Genomic DNA, 18,768 nt, shown 5'->3' with positions numbered 1-18,768 from the left:
GTAATGGCGCTTAAAGATGTAAAGCCAACCCGCTCGGAATTAATCAGCATGAAGAAGAAGATCAAGCTTTCCGAGCGTGGCTACAACATCCTCAAAATGAAGCGCGACGGACTGATCCTTGAGTTCTTTAAGGTGCTGGAAGACGCCAAAAAGAGCAGGGGAGCTCTTGCCGAGAGGTATGAGCGTGCAAACCAGATGATTGCGGTTGCAAACACGGTGGAAGGATCTATCAGGGTTAAGGGGGCGGCTATGGCTGTCAAGGAAAACCCTGTGATCACACTAAAGGAGAAGAATATCATGGGCGTTGTTGTTCCTGATATTGAGGCTTCTTCAGTTAGAAAATCCGTAACCGGCCGTGGATATGGTGTGCTTGGATCGTCTCCCGTAATTGATGAGACTGCAACCTCTTTTGAGGAACTTGTAGAGGCTATCATTGAGGCAGCGGAGATTGAGACCACCATGAAGCGTCTTTTGGATGAGATTGAGTCCACCAAACGCCGTGTCAATGCTCTTGAGTTTAAGGTTATTCCTGAACTTACAGAGGCTCGTGACTTCATTAAAATGAGGCTTGACGAGATGGAGAGAGAAGAGCTCTTCCGTCTTAAGAAGATTAAGGCCAAATCCAAGGCCAAATAAATTTTTTTGTTTTTTCTGATTTTTTTTATTTAATAAACTTTTGTCGTAAATGACAAAGACTATGCTTTAATTTGTCGTTTTCTTTCGTAGTAATATATTTACGGGGAAATACGATTGATGGAATCAAAAAAGATTTTGTGGGGGTTATGCCTTGCAGCAGCAGTAATTGCCGCTTCGGCTTTTGCTGTTTTTTATTTTTGGGATGAAAAACCTGATTTTGGGCAGGAGAATCCGGAAAACCAGAGACTTGTCTGTGAGATCATCGGATACACAAATGCGGTAGGAGCAAGACTCAATGCGGGTGAGCCTGTTCCTGACTATATAACGGAAAAATACGGTACAATATACATCCCGCCTGATCTCAAAACTTATGATCTGGTGGAATTTGACGATTTTGGATTAAAACAGGACAATACAACTTCACTGCTTACAAGAATTTATGACGATTTGTATAATCCGGATTATAATTTCACAGGGAGTCATGTTATGAATGATAATCTGATTATGGATACTTATTCGGGCATTATCAGGTATGTCAACGATTCAGAGAGTGCGGTGGCACTTCTTATTGAGGTCAGGGATGTTGATAATCCGGAGTTCAGCTATTTTATCCTAAATGTTAACTTTCAGTCTGAGTTCGGGGACAATTTTGGGATATATATCAAACCTGTTCAGGATGCCAAATCTGCTATGAGTTCTTCAAAACCTTTGTATATTGTATATTCATCAAAGGATGTGGATCACGATTACCGGCTGCCGGTTCCTGTTGAATGATTCTGTCAGTCCTTTAGCGAGAATATACAATCTTTGAAGGATATTCCAATCCTGAAAATATGGAATTTATGCGTATCTTTAAGGACCTTGGCATGGTTGAGCAGCTTGGTTTTGGTCTGCTCCGATTTTTGAAAGTTTATCCGAGGGAGTGTTTCAGATTCACTGCAAATTTTCTGAGGATTTCTCTTCCTGTTGATAAGGATCTAATGGAAGATGGTTTGTTTGCAGCCAGAAAAGATATTTTGCTAAGTGGTGGTGTGTCTGCTACACTATCTACTGGTAATGGTTCAATTGCACCCCCTGAACATATGACTGAACAACCGGTTGGTGGCTCAATGGTGGCTCAATCTGGTGACTCAATAGATGATGAAAGGAGTAAAGGAGCTGCTAATGTTAATTTGACAGAGAGACAAATGGAGATCCTGTCGATAATTCAAAAAAATAATAAAATTGGATACAGGGATATTGCAAAAGTAATAGGGATCAATGATTCTGCCGTTAAAAAACATCTGAATAAATTAAAAGAGCTTGGGGTTTTGAAAAGAGTTGGTGGAACAAGGGGTCATTGGGAGGTTTTGGATGGGAAAGAAGATTGAGGTAAAATTTTTTTGGTATTTCTGATTCTGTTTATTTCTTCCAGAGATATTATTTGCGGCGTAAATATAGATTACAAATCTGAAGAATATCAATTTTTTAAAATCTTTGAAAAATCAAAAAGAATATCTGATTAATAAAAGACATTCAATTAATAATATCGTCTTCTAAAAGTGGTAATAATGGCAAACAAATAGTAAAATCTTTACTTATATCTATTATTGTATGTCTTATATTTTTATTAGGGGTGACTTATGGTGCAATTTATGAATCACAAAAAACCTCTGAAAAACTCGATGAGTATTTTGGTATTATTTATGAAAAAGAAATTTATCAAAATGGAGAGTCTGAAATTCAAAATTTTGTCACAAATATCAACAATTTAACGGTTGAAAATAAAATCGACGAATCTGAAAAATATAATATGATTGCAGATTTTGTTACAAGTAATTTCACGGAATATTTTTGGGAAACAGACTTTCTGAATAATAAAGATTATAATTTCAAGTCCTTTTCATCTTTTTCACATTCATATCAATATGATCCATATGGCTTTGTAAGGGCATTCCCTCCAAGTTTTTATGCCAATGATCCGGCCTGGATTGCTTACTATAAAGTAGGTGCCTGTGGAGAACTTGCATCATTATTTGGAAATATCACAAACAGAACCGGAACACCTGTTATTCCGATTGTTGCCACATTTAAAAATGGCGGAAACCATGCATGGGTAGAATTGATTATGAATAATGGAGAAAGGAAGTATTTCGATCCAACAGTTTATGGAGAGCATTCACTTTTTAAAAAGTGGCCTGAAGGCTATTGGTTTGGAAATACATCCGATTACAGAGTTTTCAGTGCTGAAATGATCAGTGGAGTTTATGAGATAAAAACCAAGGATGAAGTAACCTGGCGTTATGATCTGCTTCAAGAGAAACCGGAAAGAAAAATTAAAGGGATTGATGTAGTTTTTTGTGAGATCAGTAAAAAATTAAATAATACAACTAAACTTTTTACATGATAGTCTTATTATAACCTATATGAGTACTGATCTTGGAAATAGAAATAAAAGGATTTAGAATCAATGAAAGAAGTAATTAATTTTATAGTATAAATAAACTGGTGACTTCGTCATACCTGAAATTATGGTTGCATTTATTTGGATGAATTTTTGTCTTAAAAAAAGTGATATTGATTTTTATGAAAAAAAGGAAGACAGATTAATTGTTTTCTCTGACCTGTCTTACTATCCATTCAAATGTTTCACAGAATCCGTCAAATGATTTATCAGCAGATAACTGGCTTATCTGGATGCCCGGACTGCCTTTTGGGCTCTCTTCATTGAAAGTGAATCCTTCAAAGGAGTTGAGCATTAAAATGAGTTCTCTTCTTTTTTCAACATCATTAAATGGCTTGCATTTTTGAGCAACGGAAAAAGAAATCCTGATATATTTTGGATCCAGTTCAAAGAATTTGCATTCGGTATCTCCCTGAAAAAACCCTATGTTTAAACTGGGTGTGGCCCCTTTTCCGTACCTTGTGATGTAGCCTTTATCATTGCACCAGTCAATCACTCCTTTGACAAATAAAGAAGCATTAGCGCCGCTTTTCACTTTAACCTCTTCAAGAAGCTGTTCTTTATTCCACTTTCCTTTGGTTTCAGCCTTTAGATCAGCTGCTTTCATTGTCCGGCCGACAACACGTGAAACAAGAGTTTTAAGGTTCTGTCCGCTGTACTGCTTGACCTCCATTGCCAGCACTTCCGCACTTATCATCTGTTCATTTAAAAATTCTATAATTCTCTGAAGTTCTGGCGGGATTATGTCTGCGACAAAAAGCAGGCGTATATTGCTGTTTTTAAGGTTTCTTTCAACCATTTTCCAGTATTCTTCCTGGTCAGCATCTTTATCCAGAATATCTGCGAGGTGTGAGATGTGATCAATATTCTTTTCTGAGCAGGTCTGCTCAAACAGTTCACGAATCTCATCGATATTCCAGTATTTTATTGAATTTGTTGCATAGTCCAGCATCTGGCCGACAACTTCCCTCCTGATTCTTGTGTCAGTGCTTCGTTTGACTTCGATGAGTGTCGGGATCCCGTCCTGATCAAGGAAGAAGTGGTCAACTGACCACCTGTTGCTTCCGTTTTCCTTGTCACGAATCCCCATTTCACGTTTGACAAGAATCCACCTTCTTGGTGCATCCGGATTTATCTGTGATCCGGAGATAAGTTTTGGATAATCCTCCAGAAGAGACTGAAAAAGATCCTCGGAATCATATTTTTCTTCTTTCATTTCCAACAGGCTGTTATCGTCCTGCAAAAGAAATATTTCCCCATGCATAATGGGGATTTTATTTTACCTGATTAACTGGTTTTTGGTTTTGAACTCCGGATTTGGTGTCTCTAAATAGGGATTAAAATCGTGATTTAAATAGGGATTACATACTATGAAACATTCCGTTTATGAATTTTTAGAAAGGAATTGTCTTATTTCGTCTTCAAACAATTCAAAATCATTTATATGTTCTGAAATAATTGCAAATGTCAATTTATCGTCAATTTTTCCATACCTGTGAACAACTATATTCCGAAATCCTTTCATCTTTCTTATCAGATCCTGCATATTTTCTGAGAGAATTCCATGTGAAACAAGATTGTCCAGGATGTCCTGTTCATTTGCAGGGATACCAAGACGCAGGTCAGAATTTATTATTGAACAGATGCCTGTCACATTTTCGATAGAAGACTCAAGCCTTTTATAAATCCCGTCTTTTATTATCCCCAGTTTTTTGTAATCATCGTAATTGTCAGGGAAATTTTCCTTTACAAGGCTGATACTGTCTTAAATCTCAGTTATTTTAGATAATATCTGCTCTTTGCGTAATAATTTCCTCATGAAAGAGCCTCCAGGCCAATGTAATCTGAGTAATATTTTTTGAAGTCTTCAGACTCCTGTATTGTTTTCTCCGCTGTTTCATATACAACTGATTCGTCCCTGGCATAGAGGAGTTTTCCTTTTAAAACTTCTATTTGGACATATAATGGCAGCTGCTCAAATATCTGGATGTCATATTTTTCATTGGAAAGTTCACAAATAACTCTGAATCGAAACATCCCTGCATTTTTTTCTGTTCCTCTATAACTTATGCATATGTCAATGTCGGAATTTTTTGTCATTTCATTTCTCGCAAGAGATCCGTAAAGCATTATAAAATTGACATTTTCATAACCTGTGGTATTTCTGATTATGTCAACGGCCCTAATGACATATTTATCAATATCCGTGTTTGTGTCTCTTTCATTGTTCGTGTCAGTATCAGTCCCTGGTATTTTTATTTTGATATTATCCCGTATTTATTAAATTAATTCCGCATGAACTTAATTGAACCAGAAAATCTGTGTGTATACAGGAATGTATTTTATAAATATATTATAATAGATCTTCAGCAGAGACTTAATTTAATAAGGGGGTGTTGTGTTAAATTGAATTTCAAAAACAGATTTCTGTTCATCACCGGAATTTTAATTGCAGCCGTATTCCTCTCAGCCGGATGCACTGACAGGATTCCTGCTTTGGATGGCAAAATCATAACGGATGACAATCCAACCCACCAGAAATGGCTTTCGGAATACCTCAATAATCCGGAGAAATACAAAAAAGATCCTGAAAATCCGCTTGAATGGACACTTAAAGGTATGAGCAGTGCAGCACTGCCAGACGGGCACAAAGAGGCTCTTTTACATTACGATAAGGCAATTGAACTTGACCCGGGGTTTGCACATGCCTATTATGCAAAGGCGGTTTCGTTGTTAAACCTGAAAAGATTTAATGAGGCTGAGAAATGTCTTCAAAAAGCAATAGAGATTAATTCCCAATATGAACCGCTTGCTGAGGATTTAAAGATTAATTATATTGGTAAAAGATGAGGAAAATATTTTTTGCATGCAGATATTCTGATTATTTTCCGATCCATTGGATTATGCTGAAAAAATGAAAATTAAAACAGCATGGCAACATTGAGCCTGCACCTGGCAATAACAAATTCACGATTATATTTATATCAAAAATTGAGGAATTATTATAAAATGATAAAAAACACCGTTCTCCTTTACATTATCTCTTTTCTAATACTGCTCACGATATTTTCCGGATGCATTGAGGGCTCTTTTGAAAAAACTGATACCGTATTGATGAAGCTGGATAGTAAGGAAAATATTCAGTGGACCAGTGTATTTGAAAATAATGACTATAACATACCCCGTTCATATGCACCAGGACCCAGTCAATTTATGCAGACATTGGATAATGGATATTTCATTGTAAGCGTTTTGAGAAACAGCTCTATGGGTAATTACCTAAGAATTCTGAAGACTGATTGTAAAGGGAACATTGTTTTTAATAAGCAAATACCCGGACAAACAAGAACTATTGAAACTCTTCTTGCTATTGTTGAGCGAGATGACAGAGGATATTCGATTTTCTGGAAAGACGGGCATGTAGATAATTTCAATGCATCAGGAACGATGCAAACCGGCATAAACATTCCAGATGATCTGCACCTGATTGGGGGAGCGACATATCCTGAAATGTTCGTGAGTTCTGTTTTTACGACATCCAATGGAAATATCTGTGCAGTTCTTACCGGAGGTGGTTTTAATATTATGCAAAAGCCGGTATTAATTGCAGGTATTTCACAAAACGGGACGTTATTATCAAAAAGACCAGATGATATGATAAATATTGCCGGAGCAACGGATATTCTTGCGACAAATGACGGTGGCTTTTTAATTGGTAAATTTTATTATTATCACACAGAGGGCGGGCAAAAAATTCTGATTGAAAAAACAGATGCCAATAATACCCAAATCTGGAATACAACACTTCTTAAATGTAACTATACGCTTTGTAAACCCAATGATCTTATAGGAATGCATGAAAATTCAGCGGGATACGACATCATCTATCTTTCACGAAAACATGGTAATTTTACCTCAGATGACCTGGAGGGCATTGTGAGGACACGGTTTGACATTAACGGGCAGGTGCAAAAGAAGGAGTTTTTGAAGAACATTTCAGAATTGCCACTGTGGCTTTTTAAGGGCGGCAGTTCTCTTGAATTTCCCAGCCTTATCAATGAAAGCATAAGATTATCCATGACTCATGATAAAAATCAGAAGATCAATTGTGTATCTCTTCTCAAAACAGGAGATGGAGGATATGCCCTGCTTGGAACGAGATATTATTATGGCTGGCTGTAGTGTCCCTGACTTAAATTTCCAATGAAAAAAATGGACTGATTTGACCAATCCTGTTCCCTTTCTTTCCCGGGATTTACCTGCCGGCTGATAGTACCGGCATTCAATTCTTCTGCATTATTGGTTCTGTAGAAAACCTTAGAATTTATTATATTTTTTTAGGATAGAGTTTTACCAGAAATCATTAAATGAACAGATATACAACTGGCGGGTAACCTGCCGGGATTTATTCCATCATACTCCCTTAAATACTAATTCCCGCGAAATTTAGGTAATGAATTTTGATAATATTATTGAAAAGGCAAAAGGATTTATCCTTGAGCCTGTGGAAACCTTCAGAAATTCCAAAGATGACAGCCTCTCCGATGCATTCGGCTTTTTTGCTGTATTACTGGTTTTATACTCTGTACTTTTTGGGATCATGGTTGCAGCAGGGATCGACAACCCGTTTGCAGGAATTGATGGATTTGAGCAGTTAGCCTTTACAGGGGCATTTGGCTTTGTATCAATGTTTGTATTCTCCTTAATCGGCACAATTGTGGCAACTCTTATTGGAGGTCTGATTCTTCACCTTTTTGTCTATATTGTGGGAGGAAGAAAAGGGCTTTCCGAGACAATCAAGGCGGTTTTATACTCATCAACACCGTCACTTCTGTTTGGGTGGATACCTGTTGTCGGAATAATCTTTGGAGTCTGGTCATTAATCCTTGAGATTCTTGGTATCAGGGAGCTTCATGAGATATCAACCGGACGTTCATTACTTGCGGTTCTTCTGCCGGTAATACTGTTTGGAATACTGCTCTTTGCAATAATCATCCTTGGTTTTTTCTTTTTCACGGCTGTTGTGGCATGTGCCTGAGGATAATAACATAATTTCTTTTTAGAAATCTCTCATATATTGCCCTTTTAACGGATGGGAGAAAATGCTCAGACCGTATGTATAAAATCCAAAAGATATAGATTAGTGAAAAACAATTGTTTTTTATAAATGGATTTCTCTGAGCTGAAAAAAATAAATTCAATAATTGAGCATGATAAGGCAGACACCACATACAAATATGCACTTATACGCAGTGTAATCGAAGTCTGTCAGAAACATCAGGTGCTTGGAGAAACAAAAGATAACAAAGTAACCTTTCCGCTTGGAATACTTATTGAAAAATGGATTTTGTATTATTACCCGTTAACTGAAAGTGAAATCTATATCCCGCAGAAGAAAGGAGAGCCTGACGGAAAACACAGCATTGTGTTCAGGCCGCTTTTTGAAAAACTGACCGGATACTATAAGGATAAGGGTGGATTTTCAGTTTTTTATCAGGATTATACCTGCGGGAATCTTCCTTTGGAAATACAGCCTGTATTTTATAAGCTTTCAAAGGAGATCCGGAACACAATAATTAATCAGCCGATGCAGTATCTTGGAAGGTCATACAATGGAGAGTTCTATTCCATATTTACCCCTAAAAGGCCTGTTCCAAAAATTATCTTTCAGGAGATAAATGACAGAAGTCTTTTTGTCCGGTCAGGAGGTTATTTTTCGATGTCCGCTGATTTGGCAACCATTTTTGAATATTTTGGATCATTTATATCCGGAGAGGAAGGGCTTCTTAAAAAATGGGCTGAATTTACAACAAATCTCGATAAAACCGGGCAGATAAGTGATTCTGTGGTTCTTGAAATTCTGAACAGATCGCCGGAGACACAGAGATCTGTTTATGATGTCAGAAAATGCTATGAATCACAATATTTGGCAGGTAATTTTTTGGAATGTGTATGGTCGGGAAAAAGGATCTCAAATCCTGAGATGATGGCAATAGATCATATGCTCCCGTTTTCTGTATGGAAGAATAATGATTTATGGAATCTTTTGCCCAGCCTTGCATCTGTCAATTCAAAAAAAAGTGACAGTATTCCTGCGCCTGCACTGGTGGAAAAAAGATCTGATTCTATTACAGGGTACTGGGATATTTTACATGAAAGATTTCCGGCAAGGTTTGAAAAGGAGATTGGAGTGTCTCTTTTAAAGAAGCCGGGTCCGGGATGGCAGGATGATGCAATAGTAGTTTTGGCGGGCACTTGTGAATATCTGATAAATGTTCGTGGATTTTCTGAATGGAGTAGTGTATGAGTTCTGAATATTTTGGCAAGGCTGTAAGAGACAAGATACCTGATATTATCAGGGATTCGGGCAGCGAATGCTCTGTTGAGGTATTAAACGAGCTTTTGTTTTATGTTGCGATGAAGAAGAAGCTTCAGGAAGAGGTTGATGAATATAAAAAAACACCCTGCCTTGAGGAACTTGCAGATATTATGGAGGTTGTTTACAAACTCTGTGAGATGGAAGGATTCAGCATAAAAGAGCTTGAAAGAGTCCGCCTTAAAAAAAGGGAGGAGAGAGGCGGTTTTGATCGGAGTCTGTACCTGAAAGAAATCGTTAATACACAATCGGGCATTTGCAGGTGTGAAAGAAGCGATTTCATCTATGAAAGTGACTGAGACAGGAGAATTCCCATCCGGACACAACCAAAAAAATAACACTTCCCGCCTGGACATATCTGGCATACCCTTCGTCTGAAAATGACAAAAGAACCCTGATTTGAGCTTCTTTTAGCCCATTTTTCAATCCTGAAAATTAAATGGAATATTTGCGATATTTTGTAATTTAAAGCCTAAATTGTGATTTATATCGGCATTTATACAGGGCTGCCAATCTCAGACGATGTATATGTCAGGTGAAGACAGAATAATGGAATACAGGGCTTCTGTGTGGATTCAAAATGCTACATTTTGGGCGTATTTTTTGGTTATTTATGCTTTTCTTAACGAAAAAGAAAAAAATGTGATTATTGTTATCCTGTATTAAGGCTTCAGGCTACCTTATCAGTCACCTGAATTTTCCATCATTAGTCACTGATTTTTTTAAGAAGCCATGCCATGTTGTTTCCGAGATCCCTCATCGTCTGGATTCCTTCCTCATCTTTTTCAACATCTCCGGCTTCAAATCCTATCCCGAGATTCCAGTATGATGAGCCTACCGTTACCATATTGTTGATGCCGAAAAAGTGGTTTATCGTATCATATGCATGAACTGCTCCGGCTCTTCTCACAGCAACCACTGCTGCACCTACCTTTCTTTTGAAAAGCCCCCCGTTTACAATTGCAACGAAACCGGCCCGGTCTATAAGTGCCTTGGCTTCAGTTGAAACGTCTGCAAAATATGTCGGTGTTCCGATGATTATTCCGTCTGCCTCTTTCATCTTCTGTATGCATTCATTTACAAAATCCTTGTTAAGAACACATTTTTCATCCTGATTTTCAAGGCATTTCATGCATGCAGTACATCCGTGGACCCTCTGCCCGCCTATCTGGATAATCTCGGTCTCTATTTTTTTCGCCTCAAGCTCTTTTATGACTTCATCAAGAAGTCTTTTTGTATTTCCGTCCTTCCTTGGACTTGCGTTAAATGCAACAACTTTAACCAATTTTTAATCCCCCCGGAATGTTTTGATCATAACGGCCGGGATTTTGTTTTTTATCCGGCCGGTGATATCCTGAAATACAGGTTTTATATAAATAATACTTTGCATGGCTAAAATATCTGATAATTAATGATGGCTGATGATAATTGTCCGCTATTGCTCTCTTCTTGCATTTTTGGCAATTATTGATGCCGCCAGATAAAAAAGGACTGCAATTATTATGTCCCCTGCGCCGATCAGGATCATATCAGCGATCATCAGGACTCCTGCCTTATGGATTTCAAATGGTGCTAATACTTGGGCGATGGCTGAAAAGAGTAAATCAAAATAAACAGTAATCATAATTGCAGCCACCAGAACCAAAGCTGAATATCTGTATTGCGGGAATTTCCACTCTGTCAGGAAAAAACCGGCGGAATAAAAAAACGGATGAATCATCATACCGGTTAGAAACCCGACTGTCCTTACTGTTTCATTAAACGGGATAAGCTTTGGCGGAATCAGGTAAAGTCCATAAATCATACCTGTGATAACGCCTGCAGATATGAGTACAATAATCCTCAGTCTTATATTTTTGATAAGTTTACCTGCCGTATAATATGCAAATGCGGTACAAACCGCCAAAACCAGACCATAAATAATAACCAACACCAGATGCTCTCCCCAAATCCTTCCTGATTTTAATTTGGCAATTCGGAAGCGTTATAGATTTCTGAGAGGGTTTGAGATATTGATAAGGCCATTTACTGTTAGTCTTCAGGCCAAAAATCTGCGTATCTGTCGTAAAGTGCCTTTAAAATGTGATATGGTTTTAAAAATTATATGTGATGCTTTCCAAGGAAATAGACACCGATACAGATAACAGAGATTGAAACTGCCATCGCCAGCATATCCATCGATGTTGTGAAATCCATTGACAATATCCTCTGGAAAAAGCTGACAATCAGAACCATTATGATAACCTTGATAATTTTGTTTTTAAGGTCATCGAGATTTTTGACTTCAAGGATATTCCCAAAATCCCCTTTCATTCTGGCAATTTCAAGCTCGGATATAAACAGCTCATATGTTCCGAAACTGAATATGAGAAGAACAAGGGCGATTAAATAAAAGTCAATGGCACCGATAATCCCTATAAGGATGTCTTCGTGCTCTAAATGCCCCCCGCTCTCAGCAAGGTAGTCAAGCAGTACATCATAGATTTCAAGTGAACCTGCAATAAAGAGAATGATTGCGCTAAGTGCACCAAATATGACACCTAAGAGTACAACATATCTTGTACTCCAGAGCATCTTTTCAAAGACTCTTTCAATTATACTTGTTGTCATGGTTATCATTAATTTATGTATTTTTTCCAATTATTCCGTAATATTTCGTATGTTTTATCTCACCGGTATTTCTCCGGCCGGTTATTATAGCAACTTTATTTATTCGGTTATTTTAGCTGATTATTCTTTTGCCTCCACAAAAAATGTCCGGAGAAGTATGGATGAAATGAATAAAGATTATTAAAATCCCTGTGCATTTTCGGATTTGAGAAATAATGTGATTATATCTTTTTCAAAACAAAAAAGACATAGCCGTAGTCATTGTGGTGTTTTTGATAGATTTCAGCTTCTTTCTCTATTTCTTTAATGAGGTTTAGAGCTTCATCGTTTCCTCTGTAATCATCCCGTATTTTGTTTATGTGGTTTATCACCGGTGTGTAATAGTTATCAGTCCATGCCGATTCCGGCAGTCTGAATGTATCAACAATTTCATATCCGCATTTTTTAATAATCTCTATGTTCCCGTCAATCGTTTTAATCAGAGGATACGCCTCATTCCAGAATAGTTCAGCTTCTTTGGAAGGATTGTCCAAAAACCATGCCGCCTCTGTCAGGCAGAGGTATCCTCCCGTCTTTAAAAAGTCCTTCCAGTAGGTAATCCCGTTCTCAAATCCCATTATAAAAACGGAGCCTTCCGACCAGATGATGTCAAAGGACTCCTTATCATATGGAAGATTTTCCATGGAGACGCACTCTGTAATTACTCCCGACGGGAGATCTTCTGCCTCTGATTTTTGTTTAAGATCATCAAGGTACGGCTGGTAGATGTCGGTTGCGGTAATCGTGCAGTCTTCGCAGAGTTTTGCAAGCTGAATTGTCTGCATCCCCGAACCGCACCCGATATCGAGTATCTTCAGGCTTTTTTTTGGAATCGGGATTGTTTCAAATGCCTGTTTTGTGCATCTGTTGTCCCCGGGCCCCTGTCTTGGTAGTCCCTCAAATATTTCAAAAATGATATTGTTATCCATTAAACAAATATTTCTTTAAATTTACACCATTATCTTTGTGGTCGGAATAATGCATTTTGTAAATTCTTTAAGAAACCAATATTTCAGATACTATCCAACCATATATCACATATTAAATTTCCCGCCCGACCAGGCTTTTCAGGTGTAATATATGAAATTCGGAACACTGGATGATATTGAGACAGACAGGAAAACTGTCCTTTTGCGTGTTGATTTTAACTCTCCGATAGACCCCGCATCAAACCTGATTCTTGACGATAAGAGATTCCGCGAGCATGCGCCGACAGTTCAGAATCTTTCAGACTCAAAGGTTGTTGTGATAACACATCAGAGCAGACCGCAGAAAAAGGATTTTACAACCCTTCAGGCACATGCGGAAAGGCTCGAACGCCTGATTGGAAGGCCGGTCGACTATACCGATGATATTTTTGGAAAATGTGCCCGTGAGGCTGTTCGTTCAATGGACTGCGGGGATGTCCTCATGCTTGAAAATGTCAGGTTCAATGCTGAGGAGAACATAAAGATGTCTCCGCAGGATGCGGCATCAACCCACCTCGTACGCGGTCTTCGTGCGATGGGCGACATCTATGTAAACGATGCATTCGGAACAGCCCACAGATCACAGCCAACAATTGTCGGTCTTCCGTATTCAATGAAATCTGTTGCCGGAACACTCATGGAAAGGGAGGTAAAGACACTCTCAAAGGTCTTTACGGATGCACCAAAGCCGGTTACCTTCGTTCTCGGGGGCACAAAGGTTGATGACTCAATGGACGTTGCAAAAAATGTGCTTGACGCAGGCATTGCCGATCAGGTGCTTGTTGTCGGAGTCGTTTCAAATGTATTTCTGGCAGCAGACGGCGTTGATATCGGAAAGCCGTCCGGTGACCTTATTAAGACTCTCGGGTATGAGGGTGAGATAGGCAAGGCCAAAGAGATGCTCAAAAACCACCGCGACAGAATTGTCATGCCTGAGCATGTCGCGATTAAAAATACGGAAGGTGAAAGGGAAGAGGTTTCTGTGGACAAAATCCCGTCTGAGAGACCTGTACTGGATCTCGGTCTTGAATCCCTTATTCCTTTTACGGAAACAATAAAAAATTCCGGAACTGTTGTGTTCAACGGGCCCGCGGGTGTATTTGAGGAGGAGGCCTTCTCAACAGGAACTTTTGAACTCTTGAAAGCTGCCGGAAAGGCTGATTTCTCTGTTGTAGGCGGCGGACACACTGCGGTTGTTGTTGAATCCCTCGGAATTGATGAGAGTTTCAGCCACATCTCAACAGGCGGCGGGGCATGCATTGAATTTCTGACCGGAAAGAAACTGCCGGCGGTTGCAGCCCTTGAGGAATCATGGGCAAAATTCGGCAAAAACTAAATTTTAACAGGTTAATAAAATTTTTTCAGTTTTCTGCTGTTTTTAAAAAGCATCAGTACCTAAAAAAATTATAAGAAGGAATCCTGAAATCTTTTCTTAATCTCTTCAGGCCCTGTTTTGATATTTGGTGCATCTGTGTTTCCGGGTTTTAATATGACATGTATGAACTTCGGGCCGTTTGTTCTCTTTAAAAGGGCCTCTTTTAGATCCTCCTCTGAGTTAGCCTTGAATGTGTCTTTAATCCCGGCACCGATCGCCATCAGCTCAAGATCACACCCTGTCCATGCATGTGTCTGCTGACTTCCGGTACTTCCGAATGCTCCGTTGTCAAGGGCAACAATTGTTAGGTTTTTTGGGTTTTCAGCTGCAACAGCCGGCATAATGGCCGTTCCAAGAAGACTTCCGTCGCCGTCAAGTACAATTACATCCCTGTCCTGTCCTACTGCGAGGCCGAGACCAATCGGTGTTGCCTGCGTATAACTTCCGAGCATGTAGAAATTTTCCGGCCTGTCATTAGCCGCATAGAGCTCCTTTGAAGGAACACCTATGTTGGAGACTGTAAGTTCATTTTTTAAAAGTTCTGCCGCAACACCTATTGCATCAGCCCTTTTCATCACAGGCTCGTGAATCTCCCGTGTGTACTCGATATGTATCTCCCTTTTTCTGTCAGGAACAATTCTGACAGGGCATTTGCAGCTTTCACCCTCCCAGACTTTTGGTGAGATTAGGGCAACGTGGATTCTCGAGTTTTCGTATGCATCCTCAATCACGTCTTTTAATTTTACCAGTTCATCCGGCTCTGATATGATTGTGTATTTAATTTCGAGTGCATCAAGAATCCTTGGGATTTTGCTGTTGAACGGAATCTGTGCAGGAATCTTCTCTTTGTAATATCCTCTCCAGCTTGCAATGACCGGGAGGGGCATTTTATAGAGCTCTGTCAGGGACATCATTGCATTCAGGGAATTTCCAAGCCCCGAGCTCTGCATCTGAAGGACGAACCTTCTCTTTGCAAGTGCAAGTCCGGCACAGACACCTGCCCCGTCCTCCTCGCGGTTTATGTTTACATAGTGAAAGCCGGCCTCCATGAGTGCACACAGATCCTTTGTTCTGTCACAGGGAAGGGATACAATAAACTCGATCCCCTGTTCTTTTAGCATGTCGCAGACAAAATCCTCAAGCATAGTTACTCATCCATTTTACAAGTTCGTCTTTTATAACTCCGGTATCGCTTCCTGCCGGCAGGGATACCTTTGGTTCAACAATGATCTTTTCAAAATCCAAATCAGCCCTTTTGTAGCCTCCGCCTGTGATATTGAGGAGGATAACATCATCAGGTTTTACAACCCCCTTTGTTGCTGCATCAATGAGTGAGGCAACACAGACGGCAGCCGCTGGATCAGTGTCGGCTCCTTCAAGTTTTTCAAAAATTTCCGCTGCCTCTTCTGCCCGTTTACTTTCGATACCTTCCATAATTCCGTTGGTTTCTGTGAGTGCATCAAAAAGGCCGCCCTTTGTGCTGTACGGCGGGTGGCGGTTTGTAAGAACTGTTGCATAAACAGACATGGCCGAGTTTTTAGCGTCAGGCATATCAACATCTTCAATAATCTCACGCCTTTTTGCATTCCATGCACTGACCATCGGGATGAAGGGGATGTTTTGCGAGAGGTAAAGCCGGGGAAGCCTGTCTTTGAATCTTCCGTCTGAAACGAGGCGTTTTGACATCTCCCACGCTGCAATTGCACCTGTTCCGCTCCCGACAGCCTGGAAGTACCAGTCGGGAATCATGCCTGCCGCCTCAAAACCGCTCAGGAGCGTAGTCCCCATTCCGTCACGTCTTGCTGGGTTTTTTGCCCCTCCTTCAGGGATTATCCCCTCCATCTGACAGAGTTTGTTCCCGAATTCAATTGCATCGGTATAGTCGCCGTCTATTGTGATCAGGAATACATCTTCTGCGGGTTTTGTCGTCCATATGCTTTCTGTTGCGTATTTTGGAACGACAACTATGACAGGAACGCCAGTATCAGCCGAAACCTCACAAAATGCCCTGCCCGTGTTTCCGGCAGATGAGATCTGGAGGATTCCGCTTCCTTTCTCCTCCATCCTGAGCATTGTCGGGACGGCCTCAAGCTCCTTGAACGAACAGGTCTTAATCCATGCGTCTTTTTCCGGCCAGTAGCCGTTAAAGCAGATATACAGATTTTTTAGCCCGAGTTTTTCGGCAAGCGCCTTGCTCTTGTAAGTTGCCGGGCCTGTTTTTACATCCCTGTAACCCTCCACCGGAAGCCAGTTGTGATACCTGAACATTCCGGGGAGACCCTTTGGGATAAACTGCTTTTCTTTGTATTCTGCCAAAATCAGGCCGCTGCACTTTTCCGGGCATTCATTGGTGTAATGATCCGGAACTGTTGCCCTGCATACCGGGCATTTTAGTTCATATTCCCCCATCTTTCTCTTCTCCTGTATCACAGAAGGAAAAATGCCCCCTGTTTATCATATCTTTTAACATTGCGCTGATCTCTTCTCCCTTTGTCCTGTCAGACTGCCTTAGTGTAACCGGAATTTCCTGATCCCCGACTTTTATTGTGCCCATCTCCATTGTGTAGACTTCTCCCGGACATGTTGTTGTGCATGTTCCGCATGAGACACAGCGTGAGAAAATAACTCCCCCTCCGGGCATTATCGCCTTTGTCGGACAGGCTACAGCAGCCGGGCACTCTCCGCAGAACATACAGTTTAAGGGGTTCACTATAACCCTGTGATCCGTGTTCTGCCAAATCTGTCCGTAATCTGAGTATCCTATTGTTTCCCTGTGTTTTACGTCGGCAACAGGAAGCGGTATGTCCTCATCGAGAACTGAAAGGGATTTAATCGTCTCCTCATCAGTAACCGGGATTGCGGCGGCGACTGATACCAGACATTCAGGGCCTGCCGAAGTTATAAAGCCGCCCATCAGCTCAGGCGACATATCTTTCATATCCGCAAATGCGGCGATGTTCGGCTTCTCCTGACTGCTCCTTGTACCGGTGCCCATTATAAAACCGGGAGCCCCGTTTAGGAGAATCCCTGCCCCTGCCTTTATGAATCTCATAAAGGGGTCGTTTTGCAGCGGGTTTATTTCACCGCATCCGCTGACGGTTGCCTCTGAGAGTCCTCCTATGAGCGGAAGGACAGAAAAGATAGTGTTATAGGGGTCTGTATCCCGGTTCACTATTGCAGAGTAGTTTTTAAAGGCGCTTCTTGAGGTAATCAGGCGTGCGGACTGTATGTCTTCTCCGTATATCAGATTTTCATAAGTTTTTCCTTCTGATACGGCAACAACCTCGATTTCCTTCTCCTCAACGATATCGCGGAGAAGGTGTCCTCCGCCGTATGATTCGTCTGCATGGGATGTGCCGTAGACGATCAGGTCTACTGTGCCAAGGCCCTCGTTCGGGCAGGGCCCGGGGAACGCCGGCACTCCGTTGAGTGTTATCGATTCGGCACGCCTGAAGGCTCCCGGCTCTCCAACCGGAACTGTCATGACTGCAAATGTTCCTGACATAATCCCGCATGTGCCGCAGGTTACAACATCCACCTCCTCAGCGGAGGGGGTTTTATTTTCTCTGACAAGCTCCTTGAACTCTGATGCTGTGTAGACTACCGCTTTTCCGCTTTTTATTTTATTGTTTATATCGGCTATTGTCTTCATAATATTATTACGTCCTCCACTCTCACATGTGTGCCGGAATCACGCTCTATTACCATATTTACAAGTCCGGTGTGTCCGAGATTCATCATGCAGTATCCCGGCAGGAATCTTTGTCGGTGTCCGAATTTTGGTTTTTTTGCAGCTGTTTTTGCAATTCCCTCAAAGCCGAGCATGTGATAGGCTTTTATGTCCTTTACCTTCTCCGGATTGTTTCTTGCAACAAGCGGACTTACTACATGGCAGGTTAAGACTCCGGTCACGTAATCTGCATCAATCACTGATAAAATATGCTGGACAGGGCACCCCGCACCCATCGGTCTTCCAAGGACGATATCGCCTTTTTTGATCTCCCATTTTTCAGTAAGATCAGGCCTGAACGGAAGAACGATCTTTCGTGCGGACGGCTCTCCTTTGAACGGAAGCAGTATGAAATCGAAGGGTTTGTTCAGGATGTCAGTGTCGCCGTAAACAGCCTCTCCTTTCAAACAGATTTTTTCTTCAGGCAGGATTTTTGAATCTTCATCTTCCAAATCATTGTAAAACGGGCAGTCTTCCTCTTCCTTTATGCCTTCTTTTAAAAACCCTGTAAATTCCTCACAGGTTTTTGCACCGCATGCACCGCAGTCTTTGCCGGGGGGTTTCCAGTCCTTTTTTTTTGGAGCCTTCAAA

The 18,768-nt window shown here is 40.7% G+C and carries 21 protein-coding genes; 10 read left to right on the top strand and 11 right to left on the bottom strand.

Annotated features, from left to right (window positions below; genetic code table 11):
- Positions 1-3: 3 nt before the first annotated feature.
- The 4 genes from F1737_RS09780 to F1737_RS09765 all read left to right on the top strand — a co-directional run bounded on the left by F1737_RS09780 (position 4) and on the right by F1737_RS09765 (position 3,022).
- Positions 4-636: a V-type ATP synthase subunit D gene (locus tag F1737_RS09780; protein WP_317136398.1), complete on the top strand. Its 633-nt coding sequence runs from the start codon at positions 4-6 to the stop codon at positions 634-636.
- Positions 637-753: 117 nt separating this feature from the next.
- The gene (locus F1737_RS09775; protein ID WP_317136397.1) at positions 754-1,410 is read left to right on the top strand and encodes a hypothetical protein; all 657 of its coding nucleotides are present in this window, start codon (positions 754-756) and stop codon (positions 1,408-1,410) included.
- Between the two features lie 92 nt (positions 1,411-1,502).
- Positions 1,503-2,006 carry a winged helix-turn-helix domain-containing protein gene (locus F1737_RS09770; protein WP_317136396.1) on the top strand — a complete coding sequence of 168 codons (504 nt, stop codon included), beginning with the start codon at positions 1,503-1,505 and terminating at the stop codon, positions 2,004-2,006.
- A 245-nt stretch (positions 2,007-2,251) separates the two neighbouring features.
- A complete protein-coding gene (locus F1737_RS09765; RefSeq protein WP_317136395.1) occupies positions 2,252-3,022 on the top strand; it encodes a hypothetical protein in 771 nt (256 codons plus the stop codon).
- A 199-nt stretch (positions 3,023-3,221) separates the two neighbouring features.
- Here the strand turns inward: F1737_RS09765 and F1737_RS09760 are convergent, their stop codons facing one another.
- The 3 genes from F1737_RS09760 to mntA form a co-directional block, all read right to left on the bottom strand.
- Positions 3,222-4,295 carry a hypothetical protein gene (locus F1737_RS09760; RefSeq protein ID WP_317136394.1) on the bottom strand — a complete coding sequence of 358 codons (1,074 nt, stop codon included), beginning with the start codon at positions 4,293-4,295 and terminating at the stop codon, positions 3,222-3,224.
- Between the two features lie 168 nt (positions 4,296-4,463).
- Positions 4,464-4,838, bottom strand: a complete 375-nt coding sequence (hepT, locus tag F1737_RS09755) for a type VII toxin-antitoxin system HepT family RNase toxin (protein WP_317137893.1) — start codon at positions 4,836-4,838, stop codon at positions 4,464-4,466.
- Between the two features lie 56 nt (positions 4,839-4,894).
- On the bottom strand, positions 4,895-5,248 hold the full coding sequence (gene mntA / locus F1737_RS09750; RefSeq protein ID WP_317137892.1) for a type VII toxin-antitoxin system MntA family adenylyltransferase antitoxin: 354 nt from the start codon (positions 5,246-5,248) through the stop codon (positions 4,895-4,897).
- A gap of 237 nt (positions 5,249-5,485) precedes the next feature.
- Here mntA and F1737_RS09745 point away from each other — a divergent pair, with 237 nt between their 5' ends.
- The 5 genes from F1737_RS09745 (at position 5,486) to F1737_RS09725 (ending at position 9,754) form a co-directional block, all read left to right on the top strand.
- Positions 5,486-5,929, top strand: a complete 444-nt coding sequence (locus tag F1737_RS09745; RefSeq protein ID WP_317136393.1) for a tetratricopeptide repeat protein — start codon at positions 5,486-5,488, stop codon at positions 5,927-5,929.
- A 159-nt stretch (positions 5,930-6,088) separates the two neighbouring features.
- Positions 6,089-7,261 (top strand): hypothetical protein, encoded by a 1,173-nt coding sequence (locus tag F1737_RS09740; protein ID WP_317136392.1) that lies wholly within the window; start codon positions 6,089-6,091, stop codon positions 7,259-7,261.
- A gap of 271 nt (positions 7,262-7,532) precedes the next feature.
- A complete protein-coding gene (locus tag F1737_RS09735) occupies positions 7,533-8,117 on the top strand; it encodes a YIP1 family protein (RefSeq protein WP_317136391.1) in 585 nt (194 codons plus the stop codon).
- Positions 8,118-8,246: 129 nt separating this feature from the next.
- Entirely contained in the window at positions 8,247-9,386 is a 1,140-nt protein-coding gene (locus F1737_RS09730; RefSeq protein ID WP_317136390.1) for an HNH endonuclease domain-containing protein, read from the top strand.
- On the top strand, positions 9,383-9,754 hold the full coding sequence (locus F1737_RS09725; protein ID WP_317136389.1) for a nucleoside triphosphate pyrophosphohydrolase: 372 nt from the start codon (positions 9,383-9,385) through the stop codon (positions 9,752-9,754). Before F1737_RS09730 ends, F1737_RS09725 begins: the two co-directional genes overlap by 4 nt.
- A 407-nt stretch (positions 9,755-10,161) precedes the next feature.
- On the opposite strand, the gene F1737_RS09720 is transcribed toward F1737_RS09725, so the two are convergent.
- From F1737_RS09720 to F1737_RS09705, 4 genes are all read right to left on the bottom strand, one after another.
- Positions 10,162-10,740, bottom strand: a complete 579-nt coding sequence (locus F1737_RS09720; protein WP_317136388.1) for a flavodoxin family protein — start codon at positions 10,738-10,740, stop codon at positions 10,162-10,164.
- A gap of 150 nt (positions 10,741-10,890) precedes the next feature.
- Positions 10,891-11,388, bottom strand: a complete 498-nt coding sequence (locus F1737_RS09715) for a hypothetical protein (protein WP_317136387.1) — start codon at positions 11,386-11,388, stop codon at positions 10,891-10,893.
- 167 nt (positions 11,389-11,555) lie between these two features.
- On the bottom strand, positions 11,556-12,065 hold the full coding sequence (locus F1737_RS09710; protein ID WP_317136386.1) for a YqhA family protein: 510 nt from the start codon (positions 12,063-12,065) through the stop codon (positions 11,556-11,558).
- 221 nt (positions 12,066-12,286) lie between these two features.
- Positions 12,287-13,033, bottom strand: a complete 747-nt coding sequence (locus F1737_RS09705) for a class I SAM-dependent methyltransferase (protein ID WP_317136385.1) — start codon at positions 13,031-13,033, stop codon at positions 12,287-12,289.
- A 151-nt stretch (positions 13,034-13,184) separates the two neighbouring features.
- Between F1737_RS09705 and F1737_RS09700 the strand changes: the two genes are divergently transcribed.
- Positions 13,185-14,408 carry a phosphoglycerate kinase gene (locus tag F1737_RS09700; RefSeq protein WP_317136384.1) on the top strand — a complete coding sequence of 408 codons (1,224 nt, stop codon included), beginning with the start codon at positions 13,185-13,187 and terminating at the stop codon, positions 14,406-14,408.
- 68 nt (positions 14,409-14,476) lie between these two features.
- Here the strand turns inward: F1737_RS09700 and comE are convergent, their stop codons facing one another.
- Genes comE through F1737_RS09680 form a run of 4 tightly spaced genes read right to left on the bottom strand, consistent with a single transcriptional unit; the run spans position 14,477 to position 18,767 of the window.
- A complete protein-coding gene (gene comE, locus F1737_RS09695) occupies positions 14,477-15,592 on the bottom strand; it encodes a sulfopyruvate decarboxylase subunit beta (protein ID WP_317136383.1) in 1,116 nt (371 codons plus the stop codon).
- Entirely contained in the window at positions 15,585-16,856 is a 1,272-nt protein-coding gene (locus F1737_RS09690) for a cysteate synthase (RefSeq protein WP_317136382.1), read from the bottom strand. Before F1737_RS09690 ends, comE begins: the two co-directional genes overlap by 8 nt.
- On the bottom strand, positions 16,843-18,099 hold the full coding sequence (locus F1737_RS09685; protein ID WP_317136381.1) for a methanogenesis marker 16 metalloprotein: 1,257 nt from the start codon (positions 18,097-18,099) through the stop codon (positions 16,843-16,845). Before F1737_RS09685 ends, F1737_RS09690 begins: the two co-directional genes overlap by 14 nt.
- Complete coding sequence (locus F1737_RS09680) at positions 18,096-18,767, bottom strand: (Fe-S)-binding protein (protein ID WP_317136380.1); 672 nt, start codon at positions 18,765-18,767, stop codon at positions 18,096-18,098. The genes F1737_RS09685 and F1737_RS09680 overlap by 4 nt, the downstream gene beginning before the upstream one ends.
- Position 18,768 lies beyond the last annotated feature (1 nt).

Origin of the sequence: Methanoplanus sp. FWC-SCC4, assembly GCF_032878975.1 — an archaeon.
Classification (GTDB): domain Archaea; phylum Halobacteriota; class Methanomicrobia; order Methanomicrobiales; family Methanomicrobiaceae; genus Methanochimaera; species Methanochimaera problematica.
Note: the sequence above shows the minus strand (reverse complement) of the source record. Positions and strands in the feature narration are given on the sequence as shown.

What these genes read in the sequence shown, in the direction of transcription:
- F1737_RS09780 (WP_317136398.1), top strand. Translation starts at nt 4, where the DNA reads ATGGCGCTTAAAGATGTAAAGCCAACCCGCTCGGAATTAATCAGCATG.
- F1737_RS09775 (WP_317136397.1), top strand. Translation starts at nt 754, where the DNA reads ATGGAATCAAAAAAGATTTTGTGGGGGTTATGCCTTGCAGCAGCAGTA.
- F1737_RS09770 (WP_317136396.1), top strand. Translation starts at nt 1,503, where the DNA reads ATGGTTGAGCAGCTTGGTTTTGGTCTGCTCCGATTTTTGAAAGTTTAT.
- F1737_RS09760 (WP_317136394.1), bottom strand. Translation starts at nt 4,295, where the DNA reads ATGAAAGAAGAAAAATATGATTCCGAGGATCTTTTTCAGTCTCTTCTG.
- F1737_RS09740 (WP_317136392.1), top strand. Translation starts at nt 6,089, where the DNA reads ATGATAAAAAACACCGTTCTCCTTTACATTATCTCTTTTCTAATACTG.
- F1737_RS09735 (WP_317136391.1), top strand. Translation starts at nt 7,533, where the DNA reads ATGAATTTTGATAATATTATTGAAAAGGCAAAAGGATTTATCCTTGAG.
- F1737_RS09730 (WP_317136390.1), top strand. Translation starts at nt 8,247, where the DNA reads ATGGATTTCTCTGAGCTGAAAAAAATAAATTCAATAATTGAGCATGAT.
- F1737_RS09725 (WP_317136389.1), top strand. Translation starts at nt 9,383, where the DNA reads ATGAGTTCTGAATATTTTGGCAAGGCTGTAAGAGACAAGATACCTGAT.
- F1737_RS09710 (WP_317136386.1), bottom strand. Translation starts at nt 12,065, where the DNA reads ATGACAACAAGTATAATTGAAAGAGTCTTTGAAAAGATGCTCTGGAGT.
- F1737_RS09705 (WP_317136385.1), bottom strand. Translation starts at nt 13,033, where the DNA reads ATGGATAACAATATCATTTTTGAAATATTTGAGGGACTACCAAGACAG.
- F1737_RS09700 (WP_317136384.1), top strand. Translation starts at nt 13,185, where the DNA reads ATGAAATTCGGAACACTGGATGATATTGAGACAGACAGGAAAACTGTC.
- comE (WP_317136383.1), bottom strand. Translation starts at nt 15,592, where the DNA reads ATGCTTGAGGATTTTGTCTGCGACATGCTAAAAGAACAGGGGATCGAG.
- F1737_RS09690 (WP_317136382.1), bottom strand. Translation starts at nt 16,856, where the DNA reads ATGGGGGAATATGAACTAAAATGCCCGGTATGCAGGGCAACAGTTCCG.
- F1737_RS09685 (WP_317136381.1), bottom strand. Translation starts at nt 18,099, where the DNA reads ATGAAGACAATAGCCGATATAAACAATAAAATAAAAAGCGGAAAAGCG.